The organism is Kitasatospora sp. NPDC054795 (genome assembly GCF_053611565.1).
Genome location: NZ_JBSHAP010000019.1, coordinates 59,372 through 75,388, shown reverse-complemented (window position 1 = coordinate 75,388; position 16,017 = coordinate 59,372). Strand labels below are relative to the sequence as shown.

13 protein-coding genes are annotated in these 16,017 nt (G+C 72.7%); 2 read left to right on the top strand and 11 right to left on the bottom strand.

Annotated elements, in window-relative coordinates; translation table 11 throughout:
• Nucleotides 1-18 precede the first annotated feature (18 nt).
• Nucleotides 19-1,233, bottom strand: coding sequence for a trypsin-like serine peptidase (locus ACWGJO_RS09875; RefSeq protein ID WP_452182957.1), 1,215 nt, complete (start codon nt 1,231-1,233; stop codon nt 19-21).
• Between the two features lie 542 nt (nt 1,234-1,775).
• Here ACWGJO_RS09875 and ACWGJO_RS09870 point away from each other — a divergent pair.
• Complete coding sequence (locus ACWGJO_RS09870) at nt 1,776-3,389, top strand: ABC-F family ATP-binding cassette domain-containing protein (RefSeq protein WP_452182956.1); 1,614 nt, start codon at nt 1,776-1,778, stop codon at nt 3,387-3,389.
• Nucleotides 3,390-3,419: 30 nt separating this feature from the next.
• On the opposite strand, the gene ACWGJO_RS09865 is transcribed toward ACWGJO_RS09870, so the two are convergent.
• The 10 genes from ACWGJO_RS09865 to ACWGJO_RS09820 all read right to left on the bottom strand — a co-directional run bounded on the left by ACWGJO_RS09865 (nt 3,420) and on the right by ACWGJO_RS09820 (nt 14,537).
• Nucleotides 3,420-4,910 (bottom strand): S41 family peptidase, encoded by a 1,491-nt coding sequence (locus ACWGJO_RS09865; protein WP_452182955.1) that lies wholly within the window; start codon nt 4,908-4,910, stop codon nt 3,420-3,422.
• A gap of 253 nt (nt 4,911-5,163) precedes the next feature.
• A complete protein-coding gene (locus ACWGJO_RS09860; RefSeq protein WP_452182954.1) occupies nt 5,164-5,814 on the bottom strand; it encodes a Pr6Pr family membrane protein in 651 nt (216 codons plus the stop codon).
• Between the two features lie 137 nt (nt 5,815-5,951).
• A complete protein-coding gene (locus ACWGJO_RS09855) occupies nt 5,952-6,671 on the bottom strand; it encodes a response regulator (protein WP_452182953.1) in 720 nt (239 codons plus the stop codon).
• Between the two features lie 56 nt (nt 6,672-6,727).
• Nucleotides 6,728-7,996, bottom strand: a complete 1,269-nt coding sequence (locus ACWGJO_RS09850; RefSeq protein ID WP_452182952.1) for a sensor histidine kinase — start codon at nt 7,994-7,996, stop codon at nt 6,728-6,730.
• Nucleotides 7,993-8,970 carry a hypothetical protein gene (locus ACWGJO_RS09845; protein ID WP_452182951.1) on the bottom strand — a complete coding sequence of 326 codons (978 nt, stop codon included), beginning with the start codon at nt 8,968-8,970 and terminating at the stop codon, nt 7,993-7,995. Before ACWGJO_RS09845 ends, ACWGJO_RS09850 begins: the two co-directional genes overlap by 4 nt.
• A gap of 81 nt (nt 8,971-9,051) precedes the next feature.
• Nucleotides 9,052-9,615, bottom strand: a complete 564-nt coding sequence (locus tag ACWGJO_RS09840) for a GNAT family N-acetyltransferase (protein WP_452182950.1) — start codon at nt 9,613-9,615, stop codon at nt 9,052-9,054.
• An 88-nt stretch (nt 9,616-9,703) separates the two neighbouring features.
• Complete coding sequence (locus ACWGJO_RS09835; protein ID WP_452182949.1) at nt 9,704-10,771, bottom strand: hypothetical protein; 1,068 nt, start codon at nt 10,769-10,771, stop codon at nt 9,704-9,706.
• Nucleotides 10,772-10,865: 94 nt separating this feature from the next.
• A complete protein-coding gene (locus ACWGJO_RS09830; RefSeq protein ID WP_452182948.1) occupies nt 10,866-11,834 on the bottom strand; it encodes a hypothetical protein in 969 nt (322 codons plus the stop codon).
• 109 nt (nt 11,835-11,943) lie between these two features.
• Nucleotides 11,944-14,061 (bottom strand): hypothetical protein, encoded by a 2,118-nt coding sequence (locus ACWGJO_RS09825; RefSeq protein WP_452182947.1) that lies wholly within the window; start codon nt 14,059-14,061, stop codon nt 11,944-11,946.
• 20 nt (nt 14,062-14,081) lie between these two features.
• Nucleotides 14,082-14,537 (bottom strand): hypothetical protein, encoded by a 456-nt coding sequence (locus tag ACWGJO_RS09820; protein WP_452182945.1) that lies wholly within the window; start codon nt 14,535-14,537, stop codon nt 14,082-14,084.
• Between the two features lie 304 nt (nt 14,538-14,841).
• Between ACWGJO_RS09820 and ACWGJO_RS09815 the strand changes: the two genes are divergently transcribed.
• Nucleotides 14,842-16,017: a CaiB/BaiF CoA transferase family protein gene (locus tag ACWGJO_RS09815; RefSeq protein ID WP_452182969.1), complete on the top strand. Its 1,176-nt coding sequence runs from the start codon at nt 14,842-14,844 to the stop codon at nt 16,015-16,017.

Here is a 16,017-nt window from a genome sequence, read left to right as displayed (position 1 = left end):
CTGATCACCGGGCCTTGATCACTTGGCCTTCTTCGAGAAGTACTCGAACATGTGCTGGGCCACGTCCTCCAGGTACGGACCGGCCTCGTAGGTGTTCGCGCCGTTGCCGATGGAGGTGTCGCTGACCAGCGCCGGCTTGCCGTCCTTGGTCGCGTACCAGCCGCCGCCGCTGCTGCCGCCGGTCATGTTGCAGCCGATCAGCAGCATCGCCGGGCGGCTCGGGTCGCCGGTCTTCTTGGACGGCTTGCCGCCGTCGCAGTGCTCCAGCTCCACGCCGTCGAAGGGCTTGCCCTCGGGGAAGCCGTAGTTGCTGACGGCACCGACCTGGTCACGCGGGGCGTTGAACCAGAGCGGGACGGAACCACCGACGGTCTCCTCCAGCGACTTGCCGCCCGGGTTGGGGTTGGCGACCTTGATGATGCCGAAGTCGTACTGGCTCCACGGGCCGCCCTTCTCCGGGTCGGCCTCGCCGGCCCACTGCGGCGAGACCATGCCGGAGGTGGCGGTCCACTCGCCGTACGGCTCGGCGTCCTCCAGCTTGGCCTGCTTGTTGCCGTTGCTCAGCACGCCGTTGCTGTTGAAGGCCGGGGCGAAGGTGATGTCGGTGTAGTACTTGTTGCCCTTGCCGCCGTGCAGGCAGTGGCTGGCGGTCCACACCAGGTTGCTCTTGCCCGGGTTGGCCGGGTCGGAGACGACGGTGCCGGAGCACACGTAGTCTTCGTTGCCGTCCTTGAAGAAGATCTTGCCGTTGACGTGCATGTTCTTCGGGAACGGGTGCGCCACGGGCTTGGCCGGGACCACGGCGGGCAGCTGGTCCGCGCCGCCGCCCGGCTGGGCCGCGGTGGGCTGGGCGGCGGTGGGCGCGCTGGTGGCCGACGCGGCGCCGGTGGGCTGCGCGGGCGGCTGGGTCGCCTCCGGGGCGGGCTGGGGCAGCGGCTTCGGCTTGGCCTCCAGCAGCTTCTGCAGGGTCCAGTAGCCCTTGACCGCCGGGGTGATCACGTTCGCCTGGGCCCACTTGTCCCAGTCCTCCAGCTTCCAGGTCTTCAGCTCTTCGAGCGTCGGAAGCTTGATCGGAGCCGCGCCCGGGGTGCCGGCGGCGCCGGCCGCGACACTGGGAGCCGCGGTCACGGCCGGATCGGCGTTGTCGGGGCCGCACGCGGTGGCGACCACCATGGTCAGCGCGGCGACGGAGGCGCCCAGGACGGCACGGCCCGGCCGGGATATCGGTGACATGAGTTCAAATCCCCCTGTTGACTACCGCCATGCGACCCGATCCCCGGGTGCGGCCCGCTTCGGCCGCCGGCATGGCAGGTGAGGAGTCTGCCATGCGGTCGGGGAGCTCCTGACATCCGCCCCTGACCGGGACGGGGCCGTCACCGGATCGGCACGGGATCGGCACCGGGCCCCCGCCGGCCCCCCGTCGGGCCTCCGTCGGGGGTGCGTCCCCGCCGCGACCTTCGTCGGGGGTGCGTCCCGCCGCGACCTCGGGGCCGGTAAATCGGTTGCGGGTGGCGTACGGGCTGCCTAACGTGGTCCGGGTCATCAGCCAGACAAGGAGAAGGCCGTTGCTCTACTGAGGTCCCGGGACACCGCCCCCGCCGCGCAGGCCCTGCTGCCGTTGCGCGGTGCGCGAGTGTGCGACCTCAGTCACGGCCCGTGGCGCCCCTCTGCGTGACGCCACCCCTTCGTTCTCCTCCGGCCGTCCCCGGTTCCGCACCCGCGGTGTCTCCCCGTGTTGCTCATCACCCCTTCGGCAACCACCCCGGGAGGCCTTTATGGCACACCAACCCACCACCACCGCCGTCCTCTGCACCGAGCTCTCGTTCGAGTGGCCCGACGGCAAGCCCGTCCTGGACGGCTTCCAGCTCGCCGTCGGACCCGGCCGCACCGGCCTGATCGGTCTCAACGGCGCCGGCAAGTCCACCCTGATGCGGCTGATCGCCGGCGAGCTCACCCCCACCGGCGGCACCGTCCGGGTCGACGGCGAACTCGGCTACCTGCCGCAGGGACTGACGCTCGACACGACGCTGCGGGTGGACGAGGCGCTCGGCATCCGCGGCGCCCGCGAGGCCCTGCACGCCATCGAGTCCGGCGACACCGACCAGCGCCACTTCGACGCGATCGGCGACGACTGGGACGTCGAGGAGCGCGCCCGCGCCACCCTCGACCGGCTCGGCCTCCACCGCCTCGGCCTCGACCGCACCACCGGCGAACTCTCCGGCGGCGAGGTGGTGCTGCTGCGGCTGGCCGCCCTGCTGATGGCCCGCCCCGACGTCCTGCTGCTCGACGAGCCCACCAACAACCTCGACCGGGCCGCCCGCGAGCGGCTCTACGAGACGGTGGCGGGCTGGAACGGCGTGATGCTGATCGTCAGCCACGACCGCGAACTGCTCCGGCACGTCGATCGGATCGCCGACCTGAGGGACGGCGAAGTCACCTGGTACGGCGGCGACTTCGACGACTACGAACGCACCCTCGCGGCCCAGCAGGAGACGGCCGAGCGGCTGCTGCGCAACGCCGAGGCCGACGTCCAGCGCCAGAAACGGGACTTGGCCGAGGCCCGAGTCCGGCTGGACCGCAGCGCCGCGTACGGCAAGAAGCGCTCGGTCACCCGCAACGACCCGCACATCTTCGCCGGAATGCTCAAGCGCAAGGGCCAGGAGACGGCCGGCCGCCTCCAGGGCATGCACGCCGAGCGACTGGAGGAGGCCAGGGCACGGCTCGACGTGGCCGAGGAGGCGGTGCGGGACGACGCCGAGATCCGGATCGACCTGCCGCGCACCGCCGTCCCGGCCGGCCGTACCGTGCTCACCCTGGACAAGGTCCGGCTGCCCTACGGCACCACCGCCGACCTCGACCTGCGCGGGCCCGAGCGGATCGCCCTGGTCGGCCGCAACGGCGCCGGCAAGTCCACCCTGCTGCGCACCATCGCGGGCGAACTCGCCCCGCTGGCAGGGGAGGTCATCACCCCGGTGCCGCTGCGGTACCTCCCGCAGCGGCTCGACCTGCTGGACGACGAGCGCTCTGTCGTGGAGAACGTCAAGCTGTTCGCCCCCGGCGCCGGGGACAACGCGGTCCGCGCCCGGCTCGCCCGCTTCCTGTTCCGCGGGGCCCGGGCCGACCAGCCCGCCGCCACCCTCTCGGGCGGCGAGCGCTTCCGCGCGACACTGGCCGCCCTGCTGCTGGCCGAGCCGCCGCCGCAGCTGCTACTGCTCGACGAGCCGACCAACAACCTGGACCTTGCCAGCGTCCGCCAGCTCACCCAGGCGCTGGCCGCCTATCGGGGGGCGCTGATCGTGGCCAGCCACGACCTGCCGTTCCTGCGCGGCCTGGGGCTCACCCGGTGGCTGGAGCTGGACGGCGAACTGCGGGCGGTGAAGCCGATGTAGCGCCTGGCGTCGCTGCCGTGCCTGCCGTTGTTACTCCCGGGCGCCCTGGCCGGCCCGGTTTCCCTGGTCGGGCTGGTCGGCCTGGGCGTCCTGCCGGCCCTGGGTGGCCTGCCGGCCCCCGGCGTCCTCGACGAGTATCCGGCGGGCCGTGCTCAGGGCCGAGTCCCTGAGCGCGGCCAGCTCGTCCGGGGTGAACACCGGGGTGCGGACGTTCGGCGGGATGCCCGGTCCGTCGAAGGTGCCGCCGTTCCGGGTGAGGTACTTCTCGTTCGGCAGGCCGACCATCAGGTCCGGCGAGAGCTTCTTGATCATCACGTCGGAGAAGACCCCCTGGGTGTTCTCGCCGACCCGCAGCACCTTGGGGGAGCGGCCCATCATGGCCTGGGTGAAGGTCTCCGCCGCACTGGTGGAGATCGAGGAGGTGAGTACCGCCACCGGGCCGTTGAAGCGCGCGCCCGCCGAGGGGTGCACGGTGACCGGCTCGGGCCGGGTGAACCTCGCCGGGTCGGCCGGGTCGTTGCGCGCCACCTTCCGGTAGGCGACGTAGGGGCGGTCGGTGAGCCGGGCGGCGATGTGCAGCCCGAGCGCGTCCGAGCCGCCGCCGTTCAGCCGCACGTCGACGACCAGTCCGGCCAAGCGGTCCGGGCCGGCCAGCACGGCGTCCAGCGCGCGATCCAGCTCGTCGAGCTGGCTCTGGTGGCCGCCCGCGGCGTATGTGCCGAAGCTGCTCACCCGGAGGTAGCCGATGCCGTCGGGGAGCCGGCCCACGCCGAGCCGACCGTTGGCGAAGAGCTGCTCCGGACCGGTGAGCCGGGCGGCCGAGGCCTGCCGGGCGCGGGCGGTCAGCTCCTCGGTCTCCTCGGTCGACCCGGGCCGCTGCCCGCCGAAGACCATCTCGGGGTGCCCGTCGACCACCCGGGCCAGTGCGGTGTGGGCGTCGCCGAGCGGGCGGAGCATGTCCACGAAGACGGCCTGCAACTGGTCGACGGTCGTCGTCGGGGTGATCGTGCGCCGCTTCTCGTCCCGGACGGCGTGCCAGTCGATGCCCTTGGCGGCGAAGAAGGGGTAGTTCTCCTCGAAGTTCTCCCAGAACCGGTCGAAGACCGCGAGCGGGTCGTTCGGAGCCGGCGTGGCGCACAGCGGCGGCAGGGCGTCCAGACGGTTGAGCGTCTTGCTGCCGACCCCGCCCTCCTCGCGCTCCACCGCCCGGTTCCGGCCCCGGGGGGTGAGCGTCAGGGCGTTGTCGCCCATGCCGTAGCGGGTGGTGCCGTCCGGTCCGGGTGCCGCGGTCCGCGTCCCCGTGATCCACCCCGGCACGCAGCTGTGCGCCGTCACGTCGTAGGTGGTGAGCCGGTCCCCGGAGACCGCGACCAGCAGACCGTAGCCCTCCGTCCGCCAGACCCCGTCCAGCGGGTTCGCCCGCCCTTCCTGGGCCGCGGCCGCCCCCGGCGCCGCCAACCCCACCGCCGCCGCGAGCGCCACCGCCGCGGCCGCCGCCCTGCCCGTGCTCCTGCGTGTCATCTCCGGCCTCCGCCGAACCCCGGTCTCCCCCGCGGAACCCCTCCGCCACCGCTCCCGGCCGACGCTACGGCGGGCTCCACCGTCCGGGCGTCATCCGGCGAGCCGCACCCGCTTCCTCCTGCGGGCCGATCCGCTTCCTCCTCAGGGCCCATCCGGGGCCGGGAGGAAATGGTCCCCGGTGGTCTCGACAGCGGACTGGTGCGCCGTCGGGCAGGAGTTCGCCGTGGCTGAAGGTCTCCGCGGCAGACGGGTGTCAGGCCTGCGGCGCGGGCCGCAGCCGGCCCGCGATCCGGGTCCCGAGCCGGTCCAGTCCGACGACGAGGGCGGCGAGCACCACGAACTCGACGGTCAGCAGGGCGATCTGGCCCCAGACGTAGCCGTAGCCCTTGGTGGTCGGGTCGAAGAAGAAGTAGGGGTAGGGCATCGGGTAGTCGTCGAACAGCGCGTTGCGGGCGAGCACGATCGCCGCGTAGCCGAGCGGGAAGCCCAGCCAGAGCGGTATGTCCTTCCAGGCCGCGGCGTTGCGGGGCTTGAGCACCAGCCAGTCGACGATCACCAGGACCGGCGTCACGTAGTGCAGGAAGAACGACGACCAGTGCGCCAGCCTGTCCGGCCCGCTCACCAGCCCGGGCAGCGGGTTGGCGCCGTGTTCGAGCAGGGTGTGCGAGACCAGCCCGGTGATCAGGATGTACAGCGTGGCGGCGCCGCGCAGCCGGGGCGCGGGTGCGTCCACGGTGCCGCGCTTGAGCATCCAGTACACCGCGCCGATGAAGTAGCCGAACACGATCACGTTGCTCTGCACGGTGAAGTAGACCAGTGGCGCGGTTCCGAGGATCAGGCCGAGGCCCGCCGAGAGCACGATGCCCATGCGCCACCACAGCGCGGGCCGGGTCCGGACAGTCATGCGGCCACCAGTTCGTTCCAGGCGATACGGGAGGTATCGGAGGTTTTCGGGGGAAAGTCGCACTCTACTCGCTGGTGACGATCGGGTGGAATCCACGTTCGATTTGCGCGGCGCCGAGAAAGCCGTTTGAGCGGGTGTCAGCCCGGCAGCACGAAACCCGACTCGTACGCGGCGATGACCGCCTGGGTGCGGTCCCGGGCGCCCAGTTTGGCCAGCACGCTGCCGACGTGCGTCTTCACCGTCTCCGGGCTCACCATCAGTTGCCGCGCGATCTCGCCGTTGCTGAGCCCGGTGGCCATCAGTCGCAGCACCTGGCTCTCCCGCGCGGTCAGCCGCCGGATCGGCCCCCGGCCCGCCCGGTCCGCCCGCTCGGCCTCCCGGCGCCGGTCCGCGCCGTGGCGCAGCGCGAGTTCGCGGACTGCCGCCGGGAACAGCAGCGAGTCGCCGCGCGCGACCAGCCGCACCGCCTGCACCATCTCCTCCGCCCGGGCCCGCTTCAGGAGGAACCCGGCGGCGCCCGCGCGCAGCGCGTCGTACACGTGGTCGTCGTGCTCGAAGGTGGTGACGACCAGGATGCGCGGCGGCGCGGCCATCCCGTTGACGAGCTGTTCGGTGGCCCGGATGCCGTCGATACCGGGCATCCGGACGTCCATCAGCACCACGTCGGGGCGCAGTTCGCGCACCAGCGGGACGACCTCGGCGCCGTCGGCGGCCTCGCCGACCACGGTGAGGCCCGGTTCGCTGTCGATCACCACCCGCAGGCCCAGGCGGACCAGCCGTTCGTCGTCCGCGATCACCACCCGGATGTCGTTCGCGTCCCGGCCCACGCCTGCGTCCGCGCCTTCGTGCTCGTTCACGCCTTTGTGCGCGCCTTCGTGCTCGTTCACGCCTGCGTCCGCGCCTTTGTGCTCGTTCACGTCGTCCCTCCCACCGGCAGCCAGACGGCCAGCCGCCACGTCGTTCCGTCCTCACCGGGCCCCGCCGTGCTGCCGCCGCGCAGGGCCGAGGCCCGTTCCGCGATCCCGCGCAGTCCGCGTCCGCCGCCGGGGCGGCTCGGCCGGGCGGGGCCGAGCGGGTTGGTCAGCTCGATCTCCAGCCGGTCGCCGGCCAGCCCGACCCGGAGCCCGGCCGGCGCGGGTCCGGCGTGCCGCAGCACATTGGTCAGGCCCTCCTGCACGATCCGGTACGCCTCGCGGGACACCGCCCCGGGCAGGCCGCCCAGTCCGGGCGCCAGCTCGGCGTCCACCGCGACCCCGGCCCGGCCGAGCTGGCGCAGCAGGTCGTCGAGCCCGGCGAGGGTGGGCCCGGACGGCTCGGCGGCCTCCGGGTCCTCCTCGCGCAACAGGCCGAGGACGGCGTCGAGTTCGGCGACGGCGCCCCGGGCGGTCTCCTCGATCGCCGCGAGCGCCTCGGCGGCGAAGTCCGGGTTGCTGCGCAGCACCCGGGCGGCGGCCGAGGCCTGGATGCCGACGGCGCTGAGCGCGTGCCCGACCGAGTCGTGCAACTCGCGGGCCAGCCGGTTGCGCTGGGCGAGCACGGTGGCCCGGCGCTCGGCGGCGGCCACCCGCTCCTCGGGGGTCGGGCCGAGCAGGACGGGCGCCCAGCGGGCGAGCAGCGCGCCGCAGACGGCGTTGGTGCCGACGATCAGCAGCAGCAGGCCGAGGCCGAGGGCCGGGCCGGTGACCAGCCAGCCGGGGAAGTGCCGCTCCCACATCCGGACGAACTCCTCGGTCCCCGCGAAGCCGAGGACCAGGACCACCGCAAAGGGGGTGCCGGCCAGCGTCATCCCGGCGACCACCCCGCCGAACAGGACGTGCAGCACGTACCAGAGCGCGGTGCGCCGGCGGGCGGTCCAGGAGCGGGCCGGTCCGGTGGCGAGTTCCTCCGGCCGGGCCACCGCGCACAGCGCCCGCGCGGCCGCGCCCTCCAGGCCCCGCACCGTCGGCACCAGCGCGGTGACCGCGGCCATCGGCAGCGAGGTGAGCAACGACAGGACGTACATCAGCAGTTGGCGGGCGGGCGACTGGTCCGGTTCGAGCGCCCCGTACAGCACCACCGACAGCATCCAGTACGGCATCAGCAGCGCGCCGCCCAGCACCAGGTGCACCCAGCGCAGGCGGGCCCGACGCCCCAGCGCGGCCCCCGCCGCACGCCGCAACCGGCGGCCAACCCCCGTGATCACCCGCGCGACTCTACGGCAGCGGCGCGCCGGCGGGCGCCCCATTCGGTCAACGCCGTCGCCCCGACCGCCAGGACCAGGACCGAGGCCACCACCTGGGCGCTCTGCACCAGAGGTGTCAGCCCTGGCACGGCCGTCCGCAGCTCGGTCACCCGGGTCGTCGTCACCCCGAAGGCCACCAACTGCCAGCCGCCCCAGCCGAACAGCGAGCCGGCTGCCGTCCACACCACCAGCAGCGGTCCGAGCACCCGGCGCCCCGGCCGGATCCGGAAGACCAGGACCAGCAGCGCCGCCGCCGCGGCCACCGCCATCACCGCGGCGACCCCGTCCATCACCGCCACGCCCCGGCTCCTGGCCTCGGCCATGTCCCGCGGAAGTCCGGCGGTGCCCCCGAGCGCCCAGTAGGCGCGGCCCGCCGCGACGCCCGCGGCGAGCAGCGCGGCGACGCAGGCGAGGACGCGCTGCACGGTCAGGGTGGGGGAGTCGGGCAGGTCGCCGATCCGCTCCCGCAGCAGCCCGGCCCAGCGCCGCCGGGCGTACAGGGCGAAGGCGGTGAGCAGGGCGAGGCCCTGGACGGCGAAGGCGCCGTACACGACGAGGAAGACCCAGTCGCCGATGCCCTTGTCGTCCGGGTCGCCGCGCTCCGGCCCGAGCACCAGGATGCTCAGCAGGTACAGCGGCAGCGCGACCAGGATGGTGCCGAGCAGCCCGGTCGCCACCCACATCGGGAACGCCACCAGTCCGGCCGGCGCCCGCCGTCCCCACGGCCGGGCGAACGCCAGTGCCAGCGCCACGGCGATCGCGTCCATGCCGAAGGTCAGCAGGTTCACCAGCCACAGCCGGTCCATCTCACCGGGGGCGTCCGACCCCACCGGGTGCCCGGTCAGCCACAGCAGCTTCAGCGTCAGGTACGGCCCGGTCGCCGCCACCGCCGTCCACGCCGCCCCGGTCCGCACCGCGTGCTCGTTGATCCTCATGCCCCCACCGTCCCGCCGGGCCCCGCCCCGGGGCCTCCGCCCACGGTGCGATCCCGCTCCCCCCGGCGGGGGATCCCCGACTCAGGCCGGTACGAGGGCCGGGGCCATTCGGTGGATCACCCGGTCCTCCTCGTCGGTGCGGCCGTCCGGGTCCGCGACCAGCCCGAGCCGCTCGGCGAGCCGGCGCGAGGGCAGGTTGTCCGCGTGGATCAGGGCGATCACCGGGATGCCCCGGTGGCGCGGCAGCCCCTCGGCCATCGCCGCCCGGGCCGCCTCCGCCGCGTACCCCTTGCCCCAGGCGGACGGCCGGAACCGGTAGTAGAGGTTGAACACCCGCTCCCCGTCCAGGGTGTGCAGGTAGAGCCCGGCGAACCCGATCACCGCCCCCGGGTCCTCCCGGGTGGCGACGGCGCAGTACCCCACCCCGTCCCGCACCCAGTCGGCGACGAACCCGTCCAGCATCTCCCGCGCCTGGGCGATGTCCCGCTGCGGCCCGTTCGGGTTGTACCGGTTGGTCTCCGGATCCCCGTGGATCGCGAACATCGCCTCCACGTCCCCCTCCTGGGGCCGCGTCAGCACCAGCCGCTCGGAGACGGCGACGATCGTGCGGGAGCTTCGGTCGGCGTGGTCGGTGGTGGTGGTCATGGAGCTTCCCCGTGTCTAGCGTAATAGGCCTAAGACAAGATAGACCATTACCACACCACCCGCCCACCCATTTCCGCCCGCCCACCCCCTACAGGATCGGCTCGCAGCCGACCGCCTCGCCCCCGACGGTGAGGAACTGCTTCCAGGCCTCGTCGGAGGTGGAGAACAGGTGTCCGAGTTGCTTGACCGTACCGATCCGGAAGTAGGTGGGGCGACCGTGGCAGGTCACCACGATCTCGTCCCGGGGAAGGGAACCCACCCAGCGGGCTCGGCCGAACGCCGGCGAGGTGTCCCGGTCGGTGGCGTCCGGCCGGAGCCGGGGCTCGGTGGCGATGACGAGGGCGGAGGTGCTCTCGTGATCGCCGTCCGGCGTGATCTCGCACGTCCACAGCGGATCGGACCCGACGGTCACGGCCTCCTTGTAGCGCTTGTCGGCGGCGCGCAGGACGGTGATCCCCGGCAGGCCGCAGACGGCGTCGCCGTCGAGTTCCCGCTCGGTGCTCGCCGGGGTCAGCTCGCGCAGGGCGGGCAGCGGCGTCCTGCCGCAGCCGCGCTGGTCCGCCGTGCGATTGGCCGTCGACACGGCGAGCCGGGCGAGCTTCAGGGGGTCGAACTGGCCGCCGCCATAGGCGCTGACCTGGACCCACAGCCCGTTGGGACAGTCCGCGGGGAGCAACGCCCAGGCCTCCGAGTCGCGGACGGCACCGACCGCGCCGCCGTTCGCCGAGGCGGCGAACGTCCGGGCGCCGGAAGCGATCGGGAGGTGGAAGATGTCCTTGCTCTGGCCGAAGGACACCATGACGTGCCGATCGTCGCCGAACATCCCGCCGGCCACCATCACGGTGCATGTCGCCGTGGCGCTGCTGTACGGCTCGGCGCTGACCTTGCCCGCCCCGAGCGCGTCGTTCAGCGCCTGCGAACCCACCGTGCCGTCGCACACGCTCTGTGGGCCGTAGTCGTTGGTCATGTCGTCCCGCAACAGAGCCCACCCGCCGATCCCCAGGCCGGCCGCCGTCGCCGTCACCGCCAAGGTCACGACCCCGGCCCGCACGCGCAGGGCGCGGGTGGTGAACCCCCGCCGGTCGAGCGCCGCTTCGACGCGTCCTGCGAGGCCGGTGGCGGATCCATCCGGTTTGTCGGCGTCCTTGATCTTCACGGTGTGCTGTTCCCTGATCGCTGATCGGTCGGTCGGATGCAGGCGTGCTCCTGCAGGTGGCCGGTAGGGACCGGCCGCCCGCGGGAGGGGGCTGCTACAGGATCGGCTCGCAGCCGATCGCCTTGCCCCCGGCGGTGAGGAACTGGCGTACGAGGTCCTTCTGGTCGGGGAAGAGGAACGGCTTTTCGAGGCCCGAGGTGATCCCGCCGGTGACGGTGAAGAAGACGTCCTTGCCCTGGCACGTGGTGACGAGCGTGCCGTCTGCCACCCACTGGGCCCGACCCACACCGGGAGCCGTGCTCTCTTTCCAGGCAAGGGCGGTGGTCCGCGGCTCGGTCGTGATCGCGAATTCCTGCACCCGGCTGTCGTACCGCGGGTCCCCGCCGATCCGGCACGACCAGATCGGGGCGGTGGCGGTGGTGACCTGCTGCGGCATGCGCCACTGGGCCTCGGGGTTCCTGGCGGGTGCGAATCCGGGCAGTCCGCAGAGGTTGGCCCAGTCCGGGTCCGTCTCGGCGCCCTTCGCCGACAGTTCCTTCGGCGCCGGGAGTGCCCCGCTGCCGCACCCGCGTGCCTTGGCGAGGCCGTTGGCGAAGGCCACGGCCAGCCGGGCCCTGGTCTCGTCGTGGCCCTGCCCGTCGGCGCGCACCTCGGCGCGCACGCCCTTGCCGCATCCCTCGGGGAGCACCGCCCACGCGGCGTCGGGCGTCACCGAGCCGACCGAGCCGCCGGAGAACAGCCGGGCGTCCGAGGCGGTCAGCTTGCCCGGACCGTCCTTGGCGTTGCGGGCGACGGTGAACCGCACGGTCTTCTCGGACGTCTCGAACAAGCCGGAACCGACCGTCGCGGTGCACCCGTTCCCGGTGGAGTCGTCCGTGGCCGAGAATCCGCTCCGATGCTCCCTGATCCGCCCGGAGCCCAGGAGGTCGTGCAACTGGTCCGCCGTGGCGGCCCCGTCGCACACGCTGTCCGGCCCGCCGACATTGGTCAGCCGGTACACCGCGAACCCCGCCGCCCCGACCGGGACGAGCGAGAGCGCCAGCACCACGGCAGCCGCCCGCATCCGCAGCCCCCGCGTGGTGAACCCCCGCCGGTCGAGCGCCGCTCCGACGCGACTGTGAGGGGTTCCGGAATCGCCGGAAGGACCATCGTTCCTCATAGCTTCCACCTGTTCACGACCGCCCGAACACGGTGCGGTAGGTACCGTCGATGGCGACGTTGTAGGTGGTGCGCCCGTCCGTCTTCAGCTGCTGCGACACGCTTCCGGTCAGGTCGGCGGTGGTGGCATCCACCCCGAACTGGGCCACCCTGTCGTCGATCATCTTGTTCAACTGGTTCTGCCCTGCGGAGAAGTGGGAGCTCAGGTTGCCCTGGAGCTCGGAGTCGGCCAATGCCTTGGCGTCATTGGCGTACTGGGCAGTCCCGACATCGACCAGGCGCTGAGCGATGTCGCCGAGCGGCAACAGGTTCGCGGGTGTGCCGAGCAGGTGGTAGTTCATCTTCGCGTCCCAGTCCTCCTTCGCCTTCTTCGACTCCGTGTGCTCCGAAGCCGTATCGGCGAACACGGCGTCGAGCGCGCCGAGCGCGGAGCCCGCCTCCTGGGTGAAGGAGTGGAGTTTGTGATTCGCACCGCCCACCGCATCGGGCTTGAACGCCTCGGGGCCGTAGTCGCCGAGGCGGACGGCGATCTCCCGGGACTCGGCACCGTGGATGATCGCGAATGAAGCAGGGTCCTCAGAGGCGCCACGGATCACGCGCAACAACTGGTCGCGCTGGACGGTGAGCCCGTCCGGTTGGGCAGGACCGGACAACTCCTTGCCGAGGATCTCATGCATGCTCGGGGCGTAGTCGGCGATCATGTCGGCCATCGGCCGACGGAGCGCGGCCGGGAGGCTCGCCTTGTCCCCGGGGCCGCTGCCGGCGAAGCTCTTGAGTGTCTCGTCCATGATCTGCGACATGACCTTGTCGTGCGGGCGGACCGGCGGCTGGTTGCCGTGAGGGTCCCGACCGGTCGTGGCGGCCTCCAAGGCGTCGCCGAGTGCTGCGCGTGAGGTGTCGCGAACGAGGGCGTCCATCTGGTTCTGTTCGTAGCCCTGGCTCGGCCACTTCCGCTCGTGCAGCACGTAGTCCAGGTTCTTGGACTTTCCCGGGTCGAAGAAGTCCTTCGACGCCCCCGGATCGCGGCTCAGCGCACTCATCAGACCACCCATCGGGTCGGTCTGGCCAGTGAGTGCGCTCCAGTTCGGGCCCCAGAGCTCCTCGCCCTTGACTTTGCTGTTGCGCTCGTAGCCGACCAGATCGTTGCCGACCCTGAGGAGGAACGGCTTGTCGAACGCGCCCTTCGCCCCCATCAGCTTCGTCAGCGCCGGGTAGTTGTCGTTGTACCCCGCCGCAGATGCCCCAGGGCGGCGAGCAGCGGCCAGCAGGCTGTCCTCCCAGGCCTTGCCCATTCCGCCGTCACGGGTGGCGGTGGCCAGCACGACGGAGAGGTTGCCGTAGACGTCCTGGTAGCCCTTGGCGTTGTGGTTGCCGTGGGCGAGGCCGTCGTAGACCTTGCTGTATTCCAGCAGGGCCTCGGGGCCGGTCTTGCCGCCGGCGTTGAGGCCGTTGAGCAGGGTGGTGGAGAAGTCCTTGTTCTCCGCGTTGGCGGCCATGAGCGCCTGCAGCTGCTTGAGCTGGTCGTCGGAGAGGCTGCCGGCCTTGGACATCAGGTCCTTGGCGCGGTTGGCGTCGGCGACAGGGCCGGCGCCGTACGGGGCAGCGTTGAAGGCGGTGGTGCTGGTGCCGATGTCGCCCTGGATGGCCACAGTGGCCTTCTGGTCCGCAGCGGTGGCCTTCGCGACGGCTTTGCCGAGCCGGTCCGACAGTGCCTGGGCGTTCGCCCGTATCGTGCGTTCCGCGTCGGGGTCGTTCCTCTCTTCCTTCGGCACGGTCCAGTTGACCGCACCGTCCGCGGTGACGGTCAGGGTGCTGTCGCCCTGTGCGTCATGGAGCGCGGTGTCGAGGTCGCGGCGGGCGGCGGCGAAGTCCTCGGCGGCGGTCTTCATGATCGCGGCGAGGGCGGTGGCGACGGCCGAGGCCTGTTTGAAGTCGCTGTCGACGCCCTGCAGGGCCTTGGTCGCCTCGTCGGCGGCCGTGCCCTTCCAACCGGCTCGCTGTGCGGTGCTGGTGAGATCCTTGGCGACCCGGCCGTCCAGGGAGGTGAAGGCCTTGGCGACGCCGGACCACGCCTCGGCGGCGTCGTTGATCGCGGCGAAGTCGGCCTCATGCAGTTCCTTGAAGGACACCATCTGTCTGTTCCCCTCCCCTGTTACTGGCCCGCGCGGAGATCTGCGGCGGTCCTGGTTTCGTTGGTGCGGTAGTTCTGCTGGGTCTTGTCGAGGTTTCCGGCGGTGGTGCCGAGCTTGTCGTGCAGCGTCTTGCACTGCTGCATCCACCGCTCGGTGCTGCTGGTGAGGGCGCTGCCGAAGGAGAAACCGCGGATCTTGGTCGACGCGGTGCTCGCGTACTCGGTGAGGCTGTGCGCGCCGGGGCCGGCCTTGCCATTGGCGCTGTCGAGGTCGGTGGCTATCTGACGGGCCATTCCGGCCGAGGCGGCGAGCTCGTACGGGGTGTCGAGCTGGGTGCTCCCCGAGCCGCGGGAGGACGCGGACGGGCCTCCGGCGCTCGCCAGGACGAGCCCGGCGTGGGACGGCGTCGCGGCGGTGCTCGGTGTCAGGCCCGGAGCCGGTGCGACCGGCCCGGTGACGAACCCTTGGGTACCCATGCGTGGAATCCTCCCCGTTCGGCAAAGCGCCGCTCCCCTGCGGCATGACGACCGTACAGGGGGGCACTGTCAGTGCACTGACCCACCCTCCGTCATTCCGGGTGAGCGGGGAGTGTCCGGGTTCACCGGGGCCCGGTCGAGGGGGAATTGGCGGTTCGGCGCGAGGGCGGAGGTCTTGTTACCGGCGAGTCGCTTGCCTATCATCCCGAGTGTTACAGCTTTACTGTCAAACCCGTCGGGAAGGGTTCAGCTGCCAGTGGGTGACGCGAGCGGTGCGCCGGAGGCCGGGGGGCCGCTGGCGGGTGTGCGGGTGGTGGAGCTCGCCGGGATCGGGCCGGGGCCCTTCGCGGCGATGCTGCTGGGGGACCTCGGGGCGGACGTGGTGCGGGTGGACCGGCCGGAGCCCTCGCCGCTCGGCACCGATCCGGCGTACGACCTCAGCAACCGCAACAAGCGCTCGGTGCTGATCGACCTGAAGTCCCCCGAGGGCCCCGGGCGGGTGCTGGACCTGGTCGAGCGGGCGGACCTGCTGATCGAGGGCTACCGTCCCGGTGTCGCGGAGCGCCTCGGCGTCGGGCCGGAGGCATGCCTGGCGCGCAACCCGGCGCTGGTGTACGGGCGGATGACCGGCTGGGGGCAGCACGGTCCCCGGGCGGCGACCGCCGGGCACGACCTCGGGTACGCGGCGGTCGCCGGGGTGCTCGGGATGGTGGCCGCGCCGGGCGGGGCCGAGGAGGCCCCCGGCATCCCGGCCAACCTGCTGGGCGACTACGCGGGCGGCTCGCTCTACCTGGTCGTCGGCCTGCTCGCCGGTCTGCACCACGCCCGGGCCACCGGCACGGGCCAGGTGGTGGACGCCGCGATCGTGGACGGCGCGGCGCACCTCGCCAGCATGCTGTGGGGCCTGCTGGCGGCCGGTCACTGGCAGGACCGCCGGGGCGTCAACCTGCTGGACGGCGGTGCGCCGTTCTACGCGCTCTACCGGGCGGCCGACGGCGGGCACCTGGCCGTCGGCGCGCTGGAGCCGCGCTTCTACGCCGAGTTCGCCCGGCTGCTGGAGCTGGGCCCGGACGCGCCCGGCCAGTACGACCCGGCCCGCTGGCCCGAGCTGCGGGCCCTGATCGCCGCCCGCTTCGCCACCCGGACCAGGGCCGAGTGGGAGGCCGTCTTCGCGGGATCGGACGCCTGCGTGGAGCCGGTGCTGACGATGCGTCAGGCCGCCGTGGACGGCCACCTGTCGGCGCGCGGGACGTACGTCGAGGCGGACGGTGTCACCCAGCCCGCCCCGGCTCCGCGCTTCTCCGCGACCCCCGGCGCCCTGCGCCGCCCGCCGGCCCGGCCGGGCGCGGACACCGGCGAGGTGGCCCGCGACTGGGGCGTCCCCTCCCTCGACCCCGACATCCCGCCCCTGGGCCCCGACATCCCGCCCCTGGGCCCCGGCGCCCCGTTCCCCAACCCTTCGGCAGAGCAAGGAGAGTAG

What these genes read in the sequence shown, in the direction of transcription:
- ACWGJO_RS09820 (WP_452182945.1), bottom strand. Translation starts at nt 14,537, where the DNA reads ATGGGTACCCAAGGGTTCGTCACCGGGCCGGTCGCACCGGCTCCGGGC.
- ACWGJO_RS09830 (WP_452182948.1), bottom strand. Translation starts at nt 11,834, where the DNA reads ATGCGGGCGGCTGCCGTGGTGCTGGCGCTCTCGCTCGTCCCGGTCGGG.
- ACWGJO_RS09845 (WP_452182951.1), bottom strand. Translation starts at nt 8,970, where the DNA reads ATGAGGATCAACGAGCACGCGGTGCGGACCGGGGCGGCGTGGACGGCG.
- ACWGJO_RS09875 (WP_452182957.1), bottom strand. Translation starts at nt 1,233, where the DNA reads ATGTCACCGATATCCCGGCCGGGCCGTGCCGTCCTGGGCGCCTCCGTC.
- ACWGJO_RS09860 (WP_452182954.1), bottom strand. Translation starts at nt 5,814, where the DNA reads ATGACTGTCCGGACCCGGCCCGCGCTGTGGTGGCGCATGGGCATCGTG.
- ACWGJO_RS09865 (WP_452182955.1), bottom strand. Translation starts at nt 4,910, where the DNA reads ATGACACGCAGGAGCACGGGCAGGGCGGCGGCCGCGGCGGTGGCGCTC.
- ACWGJO_RS09825 (WP_452182947.1), bottom strand. Translation starts at nt 14,061, where the DNA reads ATGGTGTCCTTCAAGGAACTGCATGAGGCCGACTTCGCCGCGATCAAC.
- ACWGJO_RS09870 (WP_452182956.1), top strand. Translation starts at nt 1,776, where the DNA reads ATGGCACACCAACCCACCACCACCGCCGTCCTCTGCACCGAGCTCTCG.
- ACWGJO_RS09840 (WP_452182950.1), bottom strand. Translation starts at nt 9,615, where the DNA reads ATGACCACCACCACCGACCACGCCGACCGAAGCTCCCGCACGATCGTC.